This window comes from Streptomyces sp. NPDC030820, assembly GCF_055572075.1.
Map to the genome: position 1 here is coordinate 269,126 of NZ_JBVIEB010000009.1, position 16,995 is coordinate 286,120.

A 16,995-nucleotide genomic window follows, 5' to 3' on the forward strand; every position below is an offset into this window, starting at 1 on the left:
GGTACGCCGGTGCAGTGGACCTTGGTCATCCCCCTGAAGCCCCTGTCGCAGGCCAAGAGCAGGCTCTCGGACACCGCGGGCGACGGGGTGCGCCCGGGGCTGGCGCTCGCGTTCGCGCAGGACACGGTGGTCGCGGCGCTGTCCTGTACGGCCGTGGCGGATGTGGCGGTCGTCACGGACGACGAGCGGGCGGCGCGCGAGCTGGCCGCGCTCGGCGCGCGGATCGTCCCGGACACGCCGGCGAGCGGCCTGAACGCTGCACTGGCGCACGGCGCGACCGTCGTACGGGACATGCGCCCGCGCACACCGCTTGCGGCCCTGAACGCCGACCTGCCCGCGTTGCGCCCGGCGGAACTGGCCGTTGTCCTGGACGCGGCGGCGGAGTTTTCCCGGGCGTTTCTCGCGGATGCGGCCGCACTGGGCACGACGTTGCTGGCCGCGGGGCCCGACGGTGAATTGCAGCCGGAGTTCGGCATTGATTCCCGTTCCCGTCATCGGGCTTCCGGGGCGGCGGAAATCCAGCTGGCCGGGGTGGATTCGGTACGGCAGGACGTGGACACCGGGGACGATCTGCGGGCGGCGCTGGCGCTGGGGGTGGGGCCGTATACGGCTGCGGTTTCGGCGGGGTTGCTGATCCCGGGGTCCTGAGGTGCCGCGCCCCGGAAGGGGCACGGGGCTGTATTCGACGTGCGGCTCCGCCGCGTCGGCGCGATCAGCCACAACGCGCCCGCACTCCGCAGACGGCCGCAGCCCCACGGCGCATCCCGCAACGGCGAACACTAGGCTGGCCGTCATGCAGGCCACCGCGTACACGTACGACCCCGAAACCCGCAGCGGACAGGTGCTCCTCGACAACGGCACCCCGGTGCCGTTCGACGCCGCCGCGTTCGACGCGGGTGGCCTGCTGCTGCTGCGCCCCGGGCAGCGGGTGCGGATCGAGACCGAGGGGCAGGGCGACGCGCTGCGCATCACCCTCGTAACCCTTCAAACCCTGTAAATCCCCTTACACACGCCGCGGGCCGGGCTCCCCAGGGGAGTCCGGCCCGGCGCGTGAGTGCCTGGCGTCCTTACGACGTCGTCTTGCGGGCGGTGGCCTTCTTGGCGGTGGTCTTGCGGGCCGTCGACTTCTTGGCCGGGGCCTTCTTCGCGGTGACCTTCTTCGCCGGGGCCTTCTTGGCCGTCGCCTTCTTGGCGGTGGTCTTCTTCGCGGCGGTGGTCTTGGCGGCCGCCGTGGTCTTCTTGGCGGGCGCCTTCTTCGCCGTGGTCTTCTTCGCGGCGGCCGCCTTCTTCGCCGGCGCCGCCTTCTTGGCCGTGACCTTCTTCGCGGCCGCCTTGGTGGTCTTCTTCGCGGCGGCCTTCTTGACCGTCGCCGCGGCGCCGCCGGTCAGGCTGCCCTTCGGCGCCTTCTTGACCGAGACCTCGCCACCGCGCGGCAGCTTCTTCGAGCCGCTCACCAGGTCCTTGAAGCCCTGACCGGCGCGGAAGCGCGGCACGGAGGTCTTCTTGACCCGAACCCGCTCGCCGGTCTGAGGGTTGCGGGCGTAACGGGCGGGGCGGTCCACCTTCTCGAAGGACCCGAAGCCGGTGACCGAGACCCGCTCGCCCGCGACGACCGCGCGGACGATGGCGTCCAGGACATGATCGACAGCGTCGGCGGCCTGCTGGCGGCCACCCACCTTGTCGGCAATCGCTTCTACGAGCTGCGCCTTGTTCACGTCTTCCCCTTCGGAGACATCGCCAGAACGAAAGTGTTCAAGCTTTTTCGCACGTTAGGCAGATATATACCGCAAATCAAACACGAAACGGGCTAATCACCCTTGTGCCGCAACAGGCTCGGTGGTCTCGGGCTGTTCAGTGGTCCTCGCCGGGGATCCGACCCTCGTCGAGGTCCGCGTTGAACCGCTCGAGCCGCCTTGCCGCAGCGGCAAGATCGTGCTTGGCCGCGGCCGTAATGACCAGCAGCTTCCGGGTCAGCGCCATCCGTACGCCCTCCGGGACTTGCAGTGCGCGCACCCTTGCGTGCGCTTCCTTGAGTTGGTTCGCGACCGCCGTATAGAGCTGGAGTTGGCCGTCGTGTTCCATGCACAGATTGTGCCATCTGGGGCGAGTTGTCGCCTGCGCAGGGGGGCAACTGCCGCCTCGAATGGCCTTCCAGGCACTTGCGGAGGGCGCGGTCCCAGCACTCACGTACCCCGCGAACGACCTTCGTAACGTGGCAAGTTGAGCATGGAGCGAGAAGCTCACGGGGCCGTTCGGGTGCAGACATGGCTGTACCCCCAATCGTGGCGATCGGGGGTACAGACGGGGTGTTGGGGTGGCCGAAACGCGCCCCACTCGGGGGTTGGATCAGACCTGGAGCGTCCGCGGCTTGTACGACGGCCGCTTGGCCTCGTACGCGGCGATGTCGGCCTCGTTCCGCAGCGTGATGGAGATGTCGTCCAGGCCGTTCAGCAGCCGCCAGCGGGAGTTCTCGTCCAGCTCGAAGGAGGCGGTGATGCCCTCCGCACGAACCTCACGAGCCTCAAGGTCCACAGTGACCTCAGCAGTGGGGTCCTGTTCCGTGAGTTCCCACAGCGCGTCCACGATCTTCTGGTCCAGGACGACCGTGAGCAGGCCGTTCTTCAGCGAGTTGCCCCGGAAGATGTCCGCGAAGCGGGAGGAGATCACGGCCTTGAAGCCGTAGTTCTGCAGCGCCCAGACGGCGTGCTCGCGGGAGGAGCCGGTGCCGAAGTCGGGGCCGGCGACCAGCACGGTCGCGCCCTGCCGCTCGGGGCGGTTGAGGATGAACTCGGGGTCCTTGCGCCAGGCCTCGAACAGCCCGTCCTCGAACCCGTCCCGGGTGACCTTCTTGAGCCAGTGAGCAGGGATGATCTGGTCGGTGTCGACGTTGCTGCGGCGCAGCGGGACGGCCCGGCCGGTGTGGGTGGTGAAGGCTTCCATGACTGATCAGACTCCAGCGGGCACAGAGGTGTCGGACAGGTCGGCGGGCGAGGCCAGGTGGCCCAGGACGGCGGTCGCGGCCGCCACCTGCGGCGACACCAGGTGCGTACGGCCGCCCTTGCCCTGCCGGCCCTCGAAGTTGCGGTTGGAGGTGGAGGCGGAGCGCTCGCCCGGGGCCAGCTGGTCGGGGTTCATGCCGAGGCACATCGAGCAGCCCGCGTGCCGCCATTCGGCGCCGGCCTCCTTGAAGACCACGTCCAGGCCCTCGGAGACGGCCTGCAGACCCACGCGCGCGGAGCCCGGGACGACCAGCATCCGTACGCCGTCGGCGACTTTGCGGCCCCGCAGCAGGTCCGCGGCGGCGCGCAGGTCCTCGATACGGCCGTTGGTGCAGGAGCCTACGAAGACGGTGTCCACCTCGATGGAGCGCAGCGGCTGGCCGGCCTCCAACCCCATGTACTCCAGGGCCTTTTCGGCGGCGAGGCGCTCCGAAGCGTCTTCGTACGAAGCCGGGTCGGGGACGGACGCCGAAAGCGGCGCGCCCTGGCCGGGGTTGGTGCCCCAGGTGACGAACGGCGACAGCTCGTCGGCGTTGATGACGACCTCGGCGTCGAAGACCGCGTCCTCGTCCGTCTTCAGGGTCTTCCAGTACTCGACCGCGGCGTCCCAGTCGGCCCCCTCGGGCGCGTGCGGACGGCCCTTGAGGTACTCGAAGGTGGTCTCGTCGGGGGCGATCATGCCCGCGCGGGCGCCGGCCTCGATCGACATGTTGCAGATGGTCATCCGGGCCTCCATCGAGAGCTTCTCGATGGCGGAGCCGCGGTACTCCAGGATGTAGCCCTGTCCGCCACCTGTACCGATCTTCGCGATGATCGCCAGGATCAGGTCCTTGGCGGTGACACCCTCGGGCAGCTCGCCCTCGACGGTGATGGCCATGGTCTTGGGGCGGGCCAGGGGCAGCGTCTGGGTGGCCAGCACGTGCTCGACCTGGGAGGTGCCGATGCCGAACGCCAGGGCGCCGAACGCGCCGTGCGTGGAGGTGTGGGAGTCACCGCAGACCACGGTCGTGCCCGGCTGGGTCAGCCCCAGCTGCGGGCCCACGACGTGCACGACGCCCTGCTCGACGTCGCCCAGCGGGTGCAGCCGCACCCCGAACTCGGCGCAGTTCTTGCGCAGCGTCTCCAGCTGGGCGCGGGAGACCGGGTCGGCGATGGGCTTGTCGATGTCGAGGGTCGGGGTGTTGTGGTCCTCGGTGGCGATGGTGAGGTCGAGTCGGCGCACCTGGCGGCCGTTCTTGCGCAGCCCGTCGAAGGCCTGCGGGCTGGTCACCTCGTGCAGCAGGTGCAGATCGATGAAGAGGAGGTCGGGCTCGCCCTCGGCGCGCCGGACGACGTGGTCGTCCCAGACCTTCTCCGCGAGTGTCCTACCCATCGCTTTCCCTCCGGCCGGCAAGCGTGCACCGGCCCAACTAGAGATCTTGGGGATGCGGTGGCTGCCCGTGTGCGGGCCCCATGAAGTCGTGATTCCGGGCGTCCACCGCCGGGCCCGTTGGTCTGCGGGCCGCTGTGTGATTCCAGAGTGGCGCGTTCCACGGAAAATTGAACTTGCGTTTCACAGAGTGAGACGCGAGTATCGTTGCATGGACAACAGTAGCGGCGTCGGCGTTCTGGACAAGGCGGCCCTCGTCCTGAGCGCTCTGGAGTCCGGTCCGGCCACCCTCGCGGGTCTGGTCGGCGCGACCGGACTGGCACGACCCACGGCTCACCGCCTGGCCGTGGCCTTGGAACACCACCGCATGGTGGCACGCGACATGCAGGGCCGTTTCATTCTCGGCCCGCGTCTCGCGGAACTGGCGGCGGCGGCCGGCGAGGACCGCCTGCTCGCGACGGCGGGCCCCGTGCTCACCCACCTCCGCGATGTCACCGGCGAGAGTGCACAGCTCTACCGTCGCCAAGGTGACATGCGGATCTGTGTGGCCGCGGCGGAACGCCTGTCCGGCCTTCGGGACACCGTCCCGGTCGGTTCCACGCTCACGATGAAGGCCGGCTCCTCGGCGCAGATCCTGCTCGCCTGGGAGGAGCCCGAGCGCCTGCACCGCGGTCTGCAGGGCGCGCGCTTCACGGCGACGGCCCTGTCGGGCGTACGGCGGCGCGGCTGGGCCCAGTCCATCGGCGAGCGCGAGCCGGGCGTCGCGTCCGTCTCCGCGCCGGTGCGCGGCCCCTCCAACCGCGTGGTGGCCGCGGTGTCCGTCTCCGGCCCGATCGAGCGCTTGACCCGCCATCCCGGCCGGATGCACGCCCAGGCGGTCATCGACGCCGCCGCCCGCCTCTCCGAGGCCCTGCGCCGCTCGGGCTGAGCCCGGATCCGGGAACACCGAGGAGGGCCTGCCTCAACGCCGCGGCAGGCCCTCCTCGCTCCCCCGATCCCCCGGTCAGCCGGCCCTGTCGGCCACCGGCGCCTGCTGCGACCGGTGAGCGAACCGGTCCTTGGCGTACCGGCCCCGCTTCTCCAGCGGGATCTGCCCGTACGCGGCCGCGAGGCCGAACGCCGGCATGTCCCCGTAGATCGCCTCGTACGAGCCCTCCGGCACGACATACGTCTCGTGCCAGATGCCGACCTGCCCGCGCAGCCTTCCGCTGCGCTCCTTGCGGTTGAGCGTGGCCCACGCCCGGTGGTGGAACGCGTCCGGCGCGGTCGCGTAGGCGTACAGCTTCTCCTTGGACTCCCAGTACTGCACGACGTAGTACGTGCGGGGCGAAGCCGTCAGCAGGACACGGCTGCGCAGGCCCCGCGCGGGGTCCTTCTCCAGCTCCCGCAGCATGCGGAACATCGCCAGCATCACCGGCAGCCACAGCCGCACCGCCCAGAAGCGGTTGATCCGCATGCCGATCAGCAGGACGACGACCTCGCCCTTCGCGTCGGCTGTCGTACGGGACACCATGGCTTCCCCCTCATTGGTGAGCGGCGCTATCCAAGCGCCGATGCTTGGATAGTGCCGTTATCCAAGAAGGAGCGCAAGACATGCGGCTCGCCGAACTGAGCAGACGCAGCGGTGTGTCCACCGCGACGATCAAGTACTACCTGCGCGAGGGCTTGTTGCCGCCGGGCCGCCAGCTCAACACGACCACGGCCGAGTACGGCGAGGAGCACCTGCGCCGACTGCGGCTGGTGCGCGCGATGATCCAGGTGGGCCGGGTGCCGGTGGCGAACGTGCGCGAGGTGCTCGGGCACGTGGACGACGACTCCCTGGGCCGCTCGCTGCGCCTGGGCGCGGCGCTGTGGGCACTGCCGCAGGTGCCGGAGCCGGACGAGGACGACGCGTACGTCCAGGCCGCGCACCAGGAGGTCACGGCACTGCTGGACCGGCTCGGCTGGGAGAACGCCAAGCGGCTCACGACCATCTCCCCCGCGTACCGCTCCCTGGTGGTGGCGGTGGCCGCGTTCCGCCGGCTCGGTTACGACTGGGGGTTCGAACTGCTCGCGTCCTACGCCAAGTTGATACACGAGGTGGCCAAACTCGACCTGGACTTCGTGGAGACGCACCCGTCGGAGGCGGAGAAGGTGGAGACGGCGGTGCTCGGCGCGGTGCTGACCGAGCCGATGCTGCAGGCGCTGCGCCGACTGGCCCAGGAGGAGGAGTCGGGCCGGCGGTACGGCTTCGAGTAGAGCCGGACACGACGAAGGCCCCCCACCGAAGTGGAGGGCCTTCCCTGTGCGTACCCCCGACCGGATTCGAACCGGCGCTACCGCCTTGAGAGGGCGGCGTGCTAGGCCGCTACACAACGGGGGCGTGGACTCTGCGTTTCCGCAGGTCCGAGCTGGTCTACCTGGACTCGAACCAAGACTAACTGAACCAGAATCAGTCGTGCTGCCAATTACACCATAGACCAATGATGGTTTAGACCAGTCGTACCCCCGACCGGATTCGAACCGGCGCTACCGCCTTGAGAGGGCGGCGTGCTAGGCCGCTACACAACGGGGGCCCTAGCGATCCCGACAGGATCAGGATCAGTACCCCCGACCGGATTCGAACCGGCGCTACTGCCTTGAGAGGGCAGCGTGCTAGGCCGCTACACAACGGGGGCTTTGCAGATAAGCTCTGCGAGCTGGCCTACCTGGACTCGAACCAAGACTAACTGAACCAGAATCAGTCGTGCTGCCAATTACACCATAGGCCACTGGAACTCAAGCCCCTGCGGGGTTCTCGTTCTAGCTTGCTCCTCGGGGCTCCGGCCTTCCGGCCTGCTCCCCTCGGCGCAGGAAGAACATTACCTGAAGGTGGACGGGGCTCCAAAACGGGTATCCGCGCGGACGAGCGCGGGGAGTTCGGCGAGGGTCGAGATCCGACGGCAGACGGCCTCCCCGGCGGCCGGTGCGGAACCCGTTCCGCGATCGATCCACACGGACAGCAGCCCGGCCTCGGCGGCGCCCCGCCCGTCGATCTCCGGGTGGTCGCCGACGTACGCCACCTCCTGCGGAGGCAGCCCCAGCGCCTCGCAGGCCGCCAGGAAGGCGCCGGCCTCCGGCTTGGAGACGCCCAGCTCGGCGGCGCACAGCACGACCTCGAAGCGGTCGAGGAGGCCGAGGGTGCGCAGCTTGTGCTCCTGGACCGTGAGGCTGGAGTTGGACAGCACCGCGTGCCGGTGGCTGGCGGAGAGGGCCTCCAGGGCGGGCAGGACGTCCGGGAAGAGGCTCCAGGCGGACTCGTAGTGCCCGATGTACCGCTGGAACCAGGCGTCGGCCTCGTCGTCGGTCAGGTCCACGTCCAGGAAGATCCGTACGCGGTCGCGCCGCTGCCCCTCGAAGGTGGCCTCCCCCGCCGAGAACCGCGCCCACTGCCGGTCGGTGATCTCCCGCCACCGGGCGAGGGGCTGCTCGGGGCCGTCGTACCCGGCGAGCAGCCCTTCCGCCGCCAGATGCGCCCGCATGCCCTCACGGTCGGCGCTCGTGTAGTCGAACAGGGTGTCGTCCACGTCCCAGACCACGGCTCTGATCGTCATGACACCGACGGTACCGCCGAACGGCTGGCAGACTGGGCCGGATGAGCGAGTAGCGCGTCCAGTTCACCGTCGAGGCCCGCGCCACGTACGACGCCCTGCCCGCGGAGCGCCGGGCCCAGCTGGACAAGGCCGTGCGCATACTGGCCCGAGACCCGTTCCGGAAGACCTCGACCGCACCGCTGGGACCGGACGAGCACCTGCGCAGGGCGTACGTCGCCCCTGGTCTCAAGCTGGAGTACATGGTGGCCGGCGCGATCATGGTCGTCGTCGTGCTGGAGGTCTTCGACGAGAGCGCCTACCTGATCGACGAAGCCGACGAACCGTGACCCACGCGTGAGGGGCGGCACCCGGAGTTCCGGGTGCCGCCCCTCTTGCGTGGGTCGGCTACGCGCTCAGCTTCACCAGCGCCGCGTCGATCCGGGCCAGCGTCTTCTCCCGGCCCAGGACCTCCAGGGACTCGAAGAGCGGCAGGCCGACGGTGCGGCCGGTGACGGCGACGCGGACCGGGGCCTGGGCCTTGCCGAGCTTGAGGCCGTACACCTCGCCGGCGGCCAGGACGGCCTCCTTCAGGGACTCGGGGGAGGTCCAGTCGGCCGACTGCAGCTTCTCCCGGGCCGTGCGGAGCAGGGCGTCGCTGCCCTCCTTCATCGCCTTGGTCCACGAAGCCTCGTCCTGGACCGGCTCCGGCAGGAAGAGGAAGTCGACGTTGTCGGTGATCTCCGACAGCACCTTCAGGCGGGTCTGGGCGTGCGGGGCGATCGCCTGCCACTTGGCCTCGTCGAAGTTCTCGGGCGCCCAGGGGGCGAACGGGGCCTTCAGCCACGGGCGGCAGCGCTCGGTGAACTCCTTCACATCCAGCATGCGGATGTGGTCGCCGTTGATCGCCTCGCACTTCTTCAGGTCGAAGCGCGCCGGGTTGGGGTTCACATCGGAGATGTCGAAGGCGGCGACCATCTCGGCGATCGTGAAGATGTCCTGGTCCGCGGAGAGCGACCAGCCCAGCAGGGACAGGTAGTTGAGCAGGCCCTCGGGCAGGAAGCCCCGCTCGCGGTAGAGGTTCAGGGACGACTGCGGGTCGCGCTTGGAGAGCTTCTTGTTGCCCTCGCCCATCACGTACGGCAGGTGGCCGAACTGCGGGGTCTGCTTGGCGATGCCCAGCTCCGTCAGCGCCTTGTAGAGGGCGATCTGGCGAGGGGTGGAGGAGAGCAGGTCCTCGCCGCGCAGGACGTGGGTGATCTCCATCAGGGCGTCGTCGACCGGGTTCACCAGCGTGTACAGCGGGGCGCCGTTCGCGCGGACGATGCCGTAGTCCGGCACGTTCTCCGGGGTGAAGGTCAGCTCGCCGCGGACCAGGTCGGTGAAGGTGATCGTCTCGTCCGGCATCCGGAAGCGGACGATGGGCGTACGGCCCTGGGCCTTGTACTCCTCCACCTGCGCCTCGGTCAGGTCGCGGCAGTGGCCGTCGTAGCCGGAGGGCTTTCCGGCGGCGCGAGCCGCCTCGCGGCGGGTGTCCAGCTCCTCCTGGGAGCAGTAGCAGTGGTAGGCGTAGCCGCCGTCCAGCAGCTTCCGGGCGACGTCGGCGTAGATGTCCATGCGCTGCGACTGGCGGTACGGCGCGTGCGGGCCGCCGACCTCGGGGCCCTCGTCCCAGTCGAAACCGAGCCAGCGCATCGCGTCGAGCAGCTGGTGGTACGACTCCTCGGAGTCGCGGGCGGCGTCGGTGTCCTCGATGCGGAAGACCAGGGTGCCCTGGTGGTGCCGGGCGAACGCCCAGTTGAACAGGGCGGTGCGGACCAGGCCCACATGCGGGTTACCGGTGGGCGAGGGACAGAAACGGACGCGTACGGGTGAGCCGGGTGCGCTAGCCACGCTTGACAACCTTGTTGGTGAGAGTGCCGATGCCTTCGATGGAGACGGCGACCTCGTCGCCGACGTTCAGGGGGCCGACCCCCGCGGGGGTGCCGGTGAGGATGACGTCGCCGGGGAGCAGGGTCATGGCCTCGGAGATGTTGACGACCAGGTCCTCGATGGGGTGGATCATCTCGCTCGTACGGCCCAGCTGGCGCTGTTCGCCGTTGACGGTGAGCTGGATGGTGAGGTCGTTCGCGCGGGCGAGGTCCAGGTCGGTCTCCACCCAGGGGCCGAGCGGGCAGGAGGTGTCGAAGCCCTTGGCCCGGGCCCACTGCTTCTCGCGGCGCTGCACGTCGCGGGCGGTGACGTCGTTGGCGCAGGTGTAGCCGAAGATCACGTCCTTGACGCGGTCGCGCGGCACCTCGCGGCACATCCGGCCGATGACGACGGCAAGCTCGGCCTCGTGGTGCAGTTCCTCGGAGAAGGAGGGGTACTGGATGTCGTCGCCGGAGCCGATCACCGAGGTGGACGGCTTGAAGAAGGCGAAGGGGACGTCCGGCACCTCGTTGCCCAGCTCGCGCGCGTGCTCGCTGTAGTTGCGGCCGAAGGCCACGACCTTGTTGGGGAGTACCGGCGGGAGCAGCCTGACCTTGCTCAGCGGCACCTTCGTACCGGACAGCTCGTGGTCCGCGAACGGGATGCCCTTGATGATGTCAAGGACGAGTTCGTCCTGCTTGTCGCCCTCGACCGCGCCGAAGGCTACGTTCCCGTCGATGGAGAACCTGGCGATGCGCACGGGATCCTTGCGCCCCTTACTGAGAACCGGCGTACTGACGCCCCAGGTTAACCGGTGGGACCGCCGGAGCCCGGCCGGAAAAGCGGTACGGCCCTGTCGCGGGGCGTCCCGCGCGGGCCGTACGGTGCGCCGGCGGCCGCGGGAGCGCGGCCGCCGGTGTGTTCGGGGTGATCGCCGAGGCGCCCCTCGGCTACTCTGCGGTCGCCGTCGCGCCGGCCGGGACGTCCACCAGCACCGTGCGCCGAGGGTTGGCCGTCTGGACGGGAAGTTCGAGGGAGTGCTCCGGCTGCTCGGGGATCTGCAGTTCGCCGGCGTCCTTCAGATGCGCCAGGGTGGTGCGTCGCGGGTTGGCGATCTTGTGGAACATCATCGTCGTCTTCACCGTTGTGATCCTGTGCCCTCTGGTCGGGTGGGTTGGCAGAGTCGTCCCTCTTGTAAAGCGTCAGGCTAAACATCCGATTCCCCGCCGACGGCGCCAACTGGCCGCGAGGCGCGTGTGAGTTTGCTCACGACCTCGCAGACAATTCGGTCAAATCTCATGGCCAACGCGACCTGATGAAACGGACATTGACCCCCTGAAGCCATCATTCCGCTCCTGATCATGGCGACTCAGACACCTGCCACCGGGCCACGACTCGCAGAGATACGCCCGATATGCCCCAGATAAGCTTCCACTGTTGGTGACGCGGCACTCACAGCCCGTCACGGAGGTCACAGCTAGGGACACGGCTCTTGTTGGAGATCCGGCACTGTGCTGGAATTCCACGGACCGCTGCGGGGATCGAGCCGGCGCACAGGGGGCGCGAAGGAGCGCCGAGTGGCGGGTGAGACAGGGGGGAACCAGCGCCGGTCACTCAAGACCACTCGGGGGGCGTATTCAGGGCGCTTCCCAGAACGCCGACACCGTGTCCCTCCGTTCGCGCGGAGGGGCGCCTGGTCCAGAGGTTGCGACGCTAGTGCAGGGACGTTTCAAGAGGGATGGCAGCGCTTCGGCGGAGCCGGAGTCGCACGACAGGACTGGCCCCATGAAGGGCAGCTCCTCGCCCCAGCACGCCCAGAACCCGGGCCCGGCCCCGTCCGCGGACGGTGGTGAGCGGGGCGGACGCCCCGGCGTGTCGGCCACGTCGACCGCCACCGGGACCGGCAACTCCGGTACGGCGCCCGCGCCGGCCATCAAGCCCGCCCAGGGCGCCACCGGCCCCGGCTCCCGCATGGCCCTGCGCAACTGGCGCATCTCCACGCGCCTGGTCTCGCTGCTCGCGCTGCCCGTGGTCGCGGCGACCTCGCTGGGCGCGCTGCGCATCGACCAGAACATCACCGACATCCAGCAGCTCGACAACATGAAGCTGCTGACGGACATGACCAAGCAGGCGACCGAGCTGGCCCAGGCGCTCCAGGACGAGCGCGACCAGTCCGCCGGTCCCCTGGCGCACGGCCTGAACGCGGGCGACTACACGGTCAAGGGCTACCGGGACAAGACCGACCGAGCCCTGACGAACTTCGAGAACTCCACCCAGGAGATCGACGCCGCCAGCAAGAACGGCAACCTCCAGGGCGTTCGCGACAACCTCGTCGGCATCTTCAACCAGCTCGACCAGCTGGCCAAGATCCGCAAGGGCGCCTACGGGTCGAAGGGCAACTCGACCCAGACGATCGAGTCCTACCACCGGCTGATCACCCAGCTGATCGACCTGTCCCAGGACATGGCCCAGGCGTCCAGCAACCCGGAGATGATCTCGCGCACCCGCGCCCTGGCGGCCTTCTCCACCGCCAAGGAGTACGCCTCCGTACAGCGCGCCACGATCGCCGCCGCACTGCCGGCGACCACGTCGACCAAGGGCGACCTCTCGACGAACGACCGCCTCTACGGCCAGTCGGCGTACCAGAGCGAGAACTCCGAGATCTCGATCTTCCGGAAGATCTACGCGAACAACAACGCCGAGGAACTCCTCAAGCCGATCGACGAGGGCAACCCGACGATCGAGTCCGCGGACACCTACGCCAAGCGCGTCTTCGACTCCCCCGACGGCCTCCAGAGCGTGAACGCCCGCTCGTACAAGGACTGGGTGGACGACAGCTCGACCAAGATCGAGCAGATGAAGAAGATCGAGCACACGCTGCTCGAGGAGATGGAGCAGAAGGCCCGCGAGCTGAAGAGCGCCACCCAGCGTGACGCCATCATCTCCGGTGCGCTGATCCTCCTCGTGCTCGGTGTGTCGCTGGTCGGCGCGTTCGTCGTGGCCCGCTCCATGATCCGCTCGCTGCGCCGGCTGCAGGAGACCGCGACCAAGGTCGCCCAGGACCGCCTGCCCGAGCTGGTCAAGCAGCTGTCGGAGTCCGACCCGCAGGATGTCGACACCTCCGTGGAGTCGGTCGGTGTGCACTCCCGGGACGAGATCGGCCAGGTGGCCGCGGCCTTCGACGACGTGCACCGCGAGGCGGTCCGCCTCGCCGCCGAGCAGGCCCTGCTGCGGGGCAACGTCAACGCGATGTTCACCAACCTCTCGCGCCGCTCCCAGGGTCTGATCCAGCGCCAGCTGTCGCTGATCTCCGAACTGGAGTCCCGCGAGGCCGACCCGGACCAGCTGTCCTCGCTGTTCAAGCTCGACCACCTCGCGACGCGTATGCGCCGTAACGGTGAGAACCTCCTCGTCCTCGCCGGTGAGGAGCCCGGCCGCCGCTGGACCCGCCCGGTCCCGCTGGTCGACGTGCTCCGCGCCGCCGCGTCCGAGGTGGAGCAGTACGAGCGCATCGAGCTGGCCTCGGTGCCGACCACCGAGGTCGCCGGCCGCGTGGTCAACGACCTCGTGCACCTGCTCGCCGAGCTGCTGGAGAACGCCACCTCGTTCTCCTCGCCGCAGACCAAGGTCAAGGTCACCGGTCACGCGCTGCCCGACGGCCGCGTCCTGATCGAGATCCACGACACCGGTATCGGCCTGTCCCCGGAGGACCTCGCGGCGATCAACGAGCGGCTCGCCTCGCCGCCCACCGTGGACGTCTCGGTGTCCCGCCGCATGGGTCTGTTCGTGGTCGGTCGACTGTCCCAGCGCCACGGCATCCGCATCCAGCTGCGCCCCTCCGACTCCGGTGGTACGACCGCGCTGGTCATGCTGCCCGTGGACGTGGCCCAGGGCGGCAAGAAGCCCGCTCCGGGCAAGCCGGGCGCGCCCGGCGCGACCGGTGGCCCCGCCGCCGCGCAGGCCGCAGCCGGTGCGGCCGCGGCCCGGCGCCAGGCGGGCAACGCGGGCGGCGGTGCCCTCGGCGGCGCCCCCGCCGGTGGCGGTCTGCTCGGTGCGGGTTCCGCTCCGCGCGGCCAGGTCGGCGCCGGCCAGGGTCCCCGGGCCGCGCTGCCCGGCACCGGCCAGGGCGGCCGTCCCGGTGCCCGCGGTCCCCAGGGCAGCCCCGGCGGTCCCGGTCTCGCCGGCCCGCAGGGCCGGCCGGTGCCCGCGGGTGCGGGTGGCTTCGGCGGTCAGGCGCCCGGCGCCCCGCAGCAGGACGCCTTCGGCAGTGACGCCTTCGGCGGCCGTGGCCAGCAGCGGCCCGGCCCCGGCTCCGACCAGGGCCGCCAGCCCCAGCTGCCGCCGCGCGGCGGCCCGCGGGCCGAGCTGCCCGGCGGTGACCAGCAGCCGCGCACCCCGGACTGGGGCGACACCCAGGCCCCGCTGTCGCGTGCCTCGCTGGACGCCCCGCGCGGCCACGACGAGCAGGACCCGGCGCACACCGCGCGCATGCCGCGCGTCGACGACCGGCAGGGTCCGGGCTCGACCGCGGAGATACCCCGGATCGACGCGCAGGGCCCCGCCGCCACGGGCGAGTTCCCGCGCCCCGAGCTCGGCCTGGGCGGACCCCAGAACACCGGCCAGTTCCCGCGCCCGGACAGCCCGCAGCAGACCGGCCAGTTCACCCGCCCCGAAAACCCGCACCGGACCGGCCAGTTCACGCGTCCCGACAGCCCGCAGCAGACCGGCCAGTTCACCCGCCCCGACGCCGCGCAGGCGCCCGGCCGGTTCGACCGCCCCGGCGACCAGCAGGGCACCGGCCAGTTCGTCCGCTCCGACATCTTCGGCACGCCGGCGCCGCAGCAGGACGACCCCACGCTGAACTCGGGCCGGAACACCGGCCAGTTCGCGGCTCCGCAGGGCTTCGACGGCGGCTACGACGGCAGCTCCACCGGCCGGCACGCCCTGCCCGGGCCCCAGAACCCGGCCCACACCGGTCAGTTCGAGCGCCCGCAGCCGACCGGCCGGGACGACTTCGGCGCCCCGCGTCCGCAGACCCCGCAGCAGCAGCGTCCGGCGCACCGTGAGCCGGAGGCCCTGCCGCCGGCCAGCGGCCCGGTCGACGGCCGTACCCCGCTGTACGACACGCTGGAGACCAACTGGTTCCACGGCGGTTCGCAGCAGCAGGAGTCCGCGCCGCAGCAGCCGGCACCCGCCCCGGCTCCGCAGCGTCCCGCGGGCACGAACGGCAACGGCTCCACCACCGGCTCCTGGCGCACCTCGCCGAACGACGAGTTCGTCCGCCAGGCCGAACGCGTCCGGCAGCCCGCGTCGGGCGGTATCACCACCTCCGGCCTGCCGCGCCGGGTGCCCCGGGCGAACCTCGTCCCGGGCACGGCTCAGCAGCAACAGCACCAAGCCGGTCCGCAGGTCTCGCGTGCGCCCGATGACGTACGCGGCCGGCTGACCAATCTCCGTCGGGGCATCGCTCAGGGCCGTCAGGCCGGCAGCGGCCAGACCGGCAGCTACCCGAGCCCCACTCACCAGCAGGAGCGTTAGTTGAGTCCGATGAGCCAGGCGGCACAGAACCTGAACTGGTTGATCACCAACTTCGTGGACAACACCCCCGGGGTGTCGCACACGGTGGTGGTCTCCGCCGACGGCCTTCTGCTGGCGATGTCCGAAGGCTTCCCGCGGGACCGCGCCGACCAGCTGGCGGCCGTCGCGTCGGGGTTGACCTCCCTCACGGCCGGGGCCTCCCGGATCTTCGAGGGCGGCACCGTGGCGCAGACCGTCGTCGAGATGGAACGCGGGTTCCTCTTCCTGATGTCCGTCTCGGACGGGTCGTCCCTCGCGGTCCTGGCCCACCCCGAGTGCGACATCGGTCTCGTCGGCTACGAGATGGCACTGCTCGTCGACCGCGCAGGGGCGGTACTCACCCCGGACCTGCGCGCCGAACTCCAAGGCAGTCTGCTTCACTGACTGCCCCGGCACCACCCACCTCACCAAACCACCGTCCGGCCGCCACAATCCCCCCACCGGCCCCGTCCGACGGCTTGACTGACCGACTTGCTGTCCCGCCCGGAGGATTCATGACCCCGCCCACCGCCCATCACGATCCGTACGCGGAGCCGTACGGGGACGAGGGCGACCAGCCACTGGTACGGCCGTATGCGATGACCGGTGGCCGGACCCGGCCGCGGTATCAGCTCGCGATCGAGGCGCTGATCAGCACCACGGCCGATCCGGCAGCGCTCATGGGACTGCTCCCGGAGCACCAGCGCATCTGCCACCTGTGCCGGGAGGTCAAGTCGGTCGCGGAGGTCTCCGCGCTGCTGACCATGCCGCTCGGGGTGGCCCGGATCCTGGTCGCCGATCTCGCCGAGGCCGGCCTGGTCGCCATCCACCAGCCGGGGGGCGACGAGAACAACGGCGGCGCACCGGACGTGACGCTGCTCGAAAGGGTGCTCAGTGGACTTCGCAAGCTCTGACGCGGGCCGGGCCACCACCTCCGCGAAGATCGTGGTGGCGGGCGGCTTCGGCGTGGGCAAGACCACGTTCGTCGGCGCCGTCTCGGAGATCAACCCGCTGCGCACAGAGGCCGTCATGACGTCCGCTTCGGCCGGCATCGACGACCTCACCCACACCGGAGACAAGACGACGACCACCGTCGCCATGGACTTCGGCCGTATCACCCTGGACCAGGACCTCATCCTGTACCTGTTCGGCACCCCCGGCCAGGACCGGTTCTGGTTCATGTGGGACGACCTGGTACGCGGTGCGATCGGCGCGGTGGTGCTCGTGGACACCCGGCGCCTCGCCGACTGCTTCCCGGCCGTCGACTACTTCGAGAACAGCGGCCTGCCGTTCGTCGTCGCCCTCAACGGCTTCGACGGCCAGCAGCCGTACGCCCCCGAGGAAGTGCGGGAAGCGTTGCAGATCGGACCGGACACCCCGATCATCACGACCGACGCCCGGCACCGCGCCGATGCCAAGAGTGCGCTGATCACGCTGGTCGAGCACGCTCTCATGGCACGGCTCAAGTAGCACAGGCGTCCGTACTCAAGTACGACGTCACATACGGCAGTTGTCGTAAAGAAAACCGGAGCCGACTGTGGCCTTTGACACGGTCGGCTCCGGTGTTCATAACAGTTCGGCAGAGGAATCCCCCGGCGTCACCACGCGACGC

The 16,995-nt window shown here is 70.0% G+C and carries 18 protein-coding genes and 5 tRNA genes; 9 read left to right on the top strand and 14 right to left on the bottom strand.

Features of this window, described 5'->3' with window-relative positions:
• The first annotated feature begins 9 nt into the window (after nucleotides 1–9).
• Both cofC and ACZ418_RS25760 read left to right on the top strand, forming a co-directional pair.
• The gene (gene cofC, locus ACZ418_RS25755) at nucleotides 10–648 is read left to right on the top strand and encodes a 2-phospho-L-lactate guanylyltransferase (protein WP_468367066.1); all 639 of its coding nucleotides are present in this window, start codon (nucleotides 10–12) and stop codon (nucleotides 646–648) included.
• A 145-nt stretch (nucleotides 649–793) separates the two neighbouring features.
• Nucleotides 794–997 (top strand): hypothetical protein, encoded by a 204-nt coding sequence (locus tag ACZ418_RS25760; RefSeq protein ID WP_468367069.1) that lies wholly within the window; start codon nucleotides 794–796, stop codon nucleotides 995–997.
• Between the two features lie 70 nt (nucleotides 998–1,067).
• Here ACZ418_RS25760 and ACZ418_RS25765 read toward each other — a convergent pair whose 3' ends face one another.
• From ACZ418_RS25765 to leuC, 4 genes are all read right to left on the bottom strand, one after another.
• On the bottom strand, nucleotides 1,068–1,715 hold the full coding sequence (locus ACZ418_RS25765) for an HU family DNA-binding protein (RefSeq protein ID WP_468367071.1): 648 nt from the start codon (nucleotides 1,713–1,715) through the stop codon (nucleotides 1,068–1,070).
• Nucleotides 1,716–1,851: 136 nt separating this feature from the next.
• Nucleotides 1,852–2,082 (bottom strand): SCO5555 family protein, encoded by a 231-nt coding sequence (locus tag ACZ418_RS25770; protein WP_468367074.1) that lies wholly within the window; start codon nucleotides 2,080–2,082, stop codon nucleotides 1,852–1,854.
• A 264-nt stretch (nucleotides 2,083–2,346) separates the two neighbouring features.
• Nucleotides 2,347–2,940, bottom strand: a complete 594-nt coding sequence (gene leuD, locus ACZ418_RS25775; protein ID WP_468367077.1) for a 3-isopropylmalate dehydratase small subunit — start codon at nucleotides 2,938–2,940, stop codon at nucleotides 2,347–2,349.
• Between the two features lie 6 nt (nucleotides 2,941–2,946).
• Nucleotides 2,947–4,371 (bottom strand): 3-isopropylmalate dehydratase large subunit, encoded by a 1,425-nt coding sequence (gene leuC / locus ACZ418_RS25780; RefSeq protein WP_468367079.1) that lies wholly within the window; start codon nucleotides 4,369–4,371, stop codon nucleotides 2,947–2,949.
• A 208-nt stretch (nucleotides 4,372–4,579) separates the two neighbouring features.
• Between leuC and ndgR the strand changes: the two genes are divergently transcribed.
• Nucleotides 4,580–5,296 (top strand): IclR family transcriptional regulator NdgR, encoded by a 717-nt coding sequence (ndgR, locus tag ACZ418_RS25785; RefSeq protein WP_023546516.1) that lies wholly within the window; start codon nucleotides 4,580–4,582, stop codon nucleotides 5,294–5,296.
• Between the two features lie 75 nt (nucleotides 5,297–5,371).
• Here ndgR and ACZ418_RS25790 read toward each other — a convergent pair whose 3' ends face one another.
• Entirely contained in the window at nucleotides 5,372–5,881 is a 510-nt protein-coding gene (locus ACZ418_RS25790; RefSeq protein WP_468367082.1) for a DUF4188 domain-containing protein, read from the bottom strand.
• An 80-nt stretch (nucleotides 5,882–5,961) separates the two neighbouring features.
• Between ACZ418_RS25790 and ACZ418_RS25795 the strand changes: the two genes are divergently transcribed.
• Complete coding sequence (locus ACZ418_RS25795) at nucleotides 5,962–6,606, top strand: MerR family transcriptional regulator (RefSeq protein WP_468367085.1); 645 nt, start codon at nucleotides 5,962–5,964, stop codon at nucleotides 6,604–6,606.
• A 51-nt stretch (nucleotides 6,607–6,657) separates the two neighbouring features.
• Here the strand turns inward: ACZ418_RS25795 and ACZ418_RS25800 are convergent.
• From ACZ418_RS25800 to ACZ418_RS25825, 6 genes are all read right to left on the bottom strand, one after another.
• Nucleotides 6,658–6,730: transfer RNA gene (locus ACZ418_RS25800), tRNA-Glu, on the bottom strand.
• 28 nt (nucleotides 6,731–6,758) lie between these two features.
• Nucleotides 6,759–6,830, bottom strand: a tRNA-Gln gene (locus ACZ418_RS25805).
• A 20-nt stretch (nucleotides 6,831–6,850) separates the two neighbouring features.
• Nucleotides 6,851–6,923 (bottom strand) — tRNA-Glu (locus ACZ418_RS25810).
• A gap of 29 nt (nucleotides 6,924–6,952) precedes the next feature.
• A tRNA-Glu gene (locus ACZ418_RS25815) sits at nucleotides 6,953–7,025 on the bottom strand.
• Nucleotides 7,026–7,046: 21 nt separating this feature from the next.
• Nucleotides 7,047–7,118: transfer RNA gene (locus tag ACZ418_RS25820), tRNA-Gln, on the bottom strand.
• A 90-nt stretch (nucleotides 7,119–7,208) separates the two neighbouring features.
• Nucleotides 7,209–7,940 carry an HAD family hydrolase gene (locus ACZ418_RS25825; protein WP_468367088.1) on the bottom strand — a complete coding sequence of 244 codons (732 nt, stop codon included), beginning with the start codon at nucleotides 7,938–7,940 and terminating at the stop codon, nucleotides 7,209–7,211.
• Nucleotides 7,941–8,071: 131 nt separating this feature from the next.
• On the opposite strand from ACZ418_RS25825, the gene ACZ418_RS25830 reads away from it, so the two are divergent.
• Nucleotides 8,072–8,266 carry a hypothetical protein gene (locus ACZ418_RS25830; protein WP_468367090.1) on the top strand — a complete coding sequence of 65 codons (195 nt, stop codon included), beginning with the start codon at nucleotides 8,072–8,074 and terminating at the stop codon, nucleotides 8,264–8,266.
• A 58-nt stretch (nucleotides 8,267–8,324) separates the two neighbouring features.
• Here ACZ418_RS25830 and gltX read toward each other — a convergent pair whose 3' ends face one another.
• The 3 genes from gltX to ACZ418_RS25845 all read right to left on the bottom strand — a co-directional run bounded on the left by gltX (nucleotide 8,325) and on the right by ACZ418_RS25845 (nucleotide 10,969).
• A complete protein-coding gene (gene gltX, locus ACZ418_RS25835) occupies nucleotides 8,325–9,809 on the bottom strand; it encodes a glutamate--tRNA ligase (protein WP_468367093.1) in 1,485 nt (494 codons plus the stop codon).
• The gene (locus tag ACZ418_RS25840; RefSeq protein ID WP_468367096.1) at nucleotides 9,802–10,587 is read right to left on the bottom strand and encodes a fumarylacetoacetate hydrolase family protein; all 786 of its coding nucleotides are present in this window, start codon (nucleotides 10,585–10,587) and stop codon (nucleotides 9,802–9,804) included. The genes gltX and ACZ418_RS25840 overlap by 8 nt, the downstream gene beginning before the upstream one ends.
• Before the next feature lie 190 nt (nucleotides 10,588–10,777).
• A complete protein-coding gene (locus tag ACZ418_RS25845; RefSeq protein WP_468367099.1) occupies nucleotides 10,778–10,969 on the bottom strand; it encodes a hypothetical protein in 192 nt (63 codons plus the stop codon).
• 574 nt (nucleotides 10,970–11,543) lie between these two features.
• On the opposite strand from ACZ418_RS25845, the gene ACZ418_RS25850 reads away from it, so the two are divergent.
• From ACZ418_RS25850 to ACZ418_RS25865, 4 genes are all read left to right on the top strand, one after another.
• Nucleotides 11,544–15,365 (top strand): sensor histidine kinase, encoded by a 3,822-nt coding sequence (locus ACZ418_RS25850; RefSeq protein ID WP_468367102.1) that lies wholly within the window; start codon nucleotides 11,544–11,546, stop codon nucleotides 15,363–15,365.
• A gap of 9 nt (nucleotides 15,366–15,374) precedes the next feature.
• Nucleotides 15,375–15,788, top strand: a complete 414-nt coding sequence (locus ACZ418_RS25855; protein ID WP_023546525.1) for a roadblock/LC7 domain-containing protein — start codon at nucleotides 15,375–15,377, stop codon at nucleotides 15,786–15,788.
• Between the two features lie 110 nt (nucleotides 15,789–15,898).
• On the top strand, nucleotides 15,899–16,297 hold the full coding sequence (locus ACZ418_RS25860; protein WP_030168425.1) for a DUF742 domain-containing protein: 399 nt from the start codon (nucleotides 15,899–15,901) through the stop codon (nucleotides 16,295–16,297).
• On the top strand, nucleotides 16,278–16,853 hold the full coding sequence (locus ACZ418_RS25865; protein WP_184970470.1) for a GTP-binding protein: 576 nt from the start codon (nucleotides 16,278–16,280) through the stop codon (nucleotides 16,851–16,853). The genes ACZ418_RS25860 and ACZ418_RS25865 overlap by 20 nt, the downstream gene beginning before the upstream one ends.
• Nucleotides 16,854–16,995 lie beyond the last annotated feature (142 nt).

What these genes read in the sequence shown, in the direction of transcription:
- leuD (WP_468367077.1), bottom strand. Translation starts at nt 2,940, where the DNA reads ATGGAAGCCTTCACCACCCACACCGGCCGGGCCGTCCCGCTGCGCCGC.
- leuC (WP_468367079.1), bottom strand. Translation starts at nt 4,371, where the DNA reads ATGGGTAGGACACTCGCGGAGAAGGTCTGGGACGACCACGTCGTCCGG.
- ACZ418_RS25790 (WP_468367082.1), bottom strand. Translation starts at nt 5,881, where the DNA reads ATGGTGTCCCGTACGACAGCCGACGCGAAGGGCGAGGTCGTCGTCCTG.
- ACZ418_RS25860 (WP_030168425.1), top strand. Translation starts at nt 15,899, where the DNA reads ATGACCCCGCCCACCGCCCATCACGATCCGTACGCGGAGCCGTACGGG.
- ACZ418_RS25795 (WP_468367085.1), top strand. Translation starts at nt 5,962, where the DNA reads ATGCGGCTCGCCGAACTGAGCAGACGCAGCGGTGTGTCCACCGCGACG.
- ACZ418_RS25855 (WP_023546525.1), top strand. Translation starts at nt 15,375, where the DNA reads ATGAGCCAGGCGGCACAGAACCTGAACTGGTTGATCACCAACTTCGTG.
- ACZ418_RS25760 (WP_468367069.1), top strand. Translation starts at nt 794, where the DNA reads ATGCAGGCCACCGCGTACACGTACGACCCCGAAACCCGCAGCGGACAG.
- ndgR (WP_023546516.1), top strand. Translation starts at nt 4,580, where the DNA reads ATGGACAACAGTAGCGGCGTCGGCGTTCTGGACAAGGCGGCCCTCGTC.
- ACZ418_RS25770 (WP_468367074.1), bottom strand. Translation starts at nt 2,082, where the DNA reads ATGGAACACGACGGCCAACTCCAGCTCTATACGGCGGTCGCGAACCAA.
- ACZ418_RS25825 (WP_468367088.1), bottom strand. Translation starts at nt 7,940, where the DNA reads ATGACGATCAGAGCCGTGGTCTGGGACGTGGACGACACCCTGTTCGAC.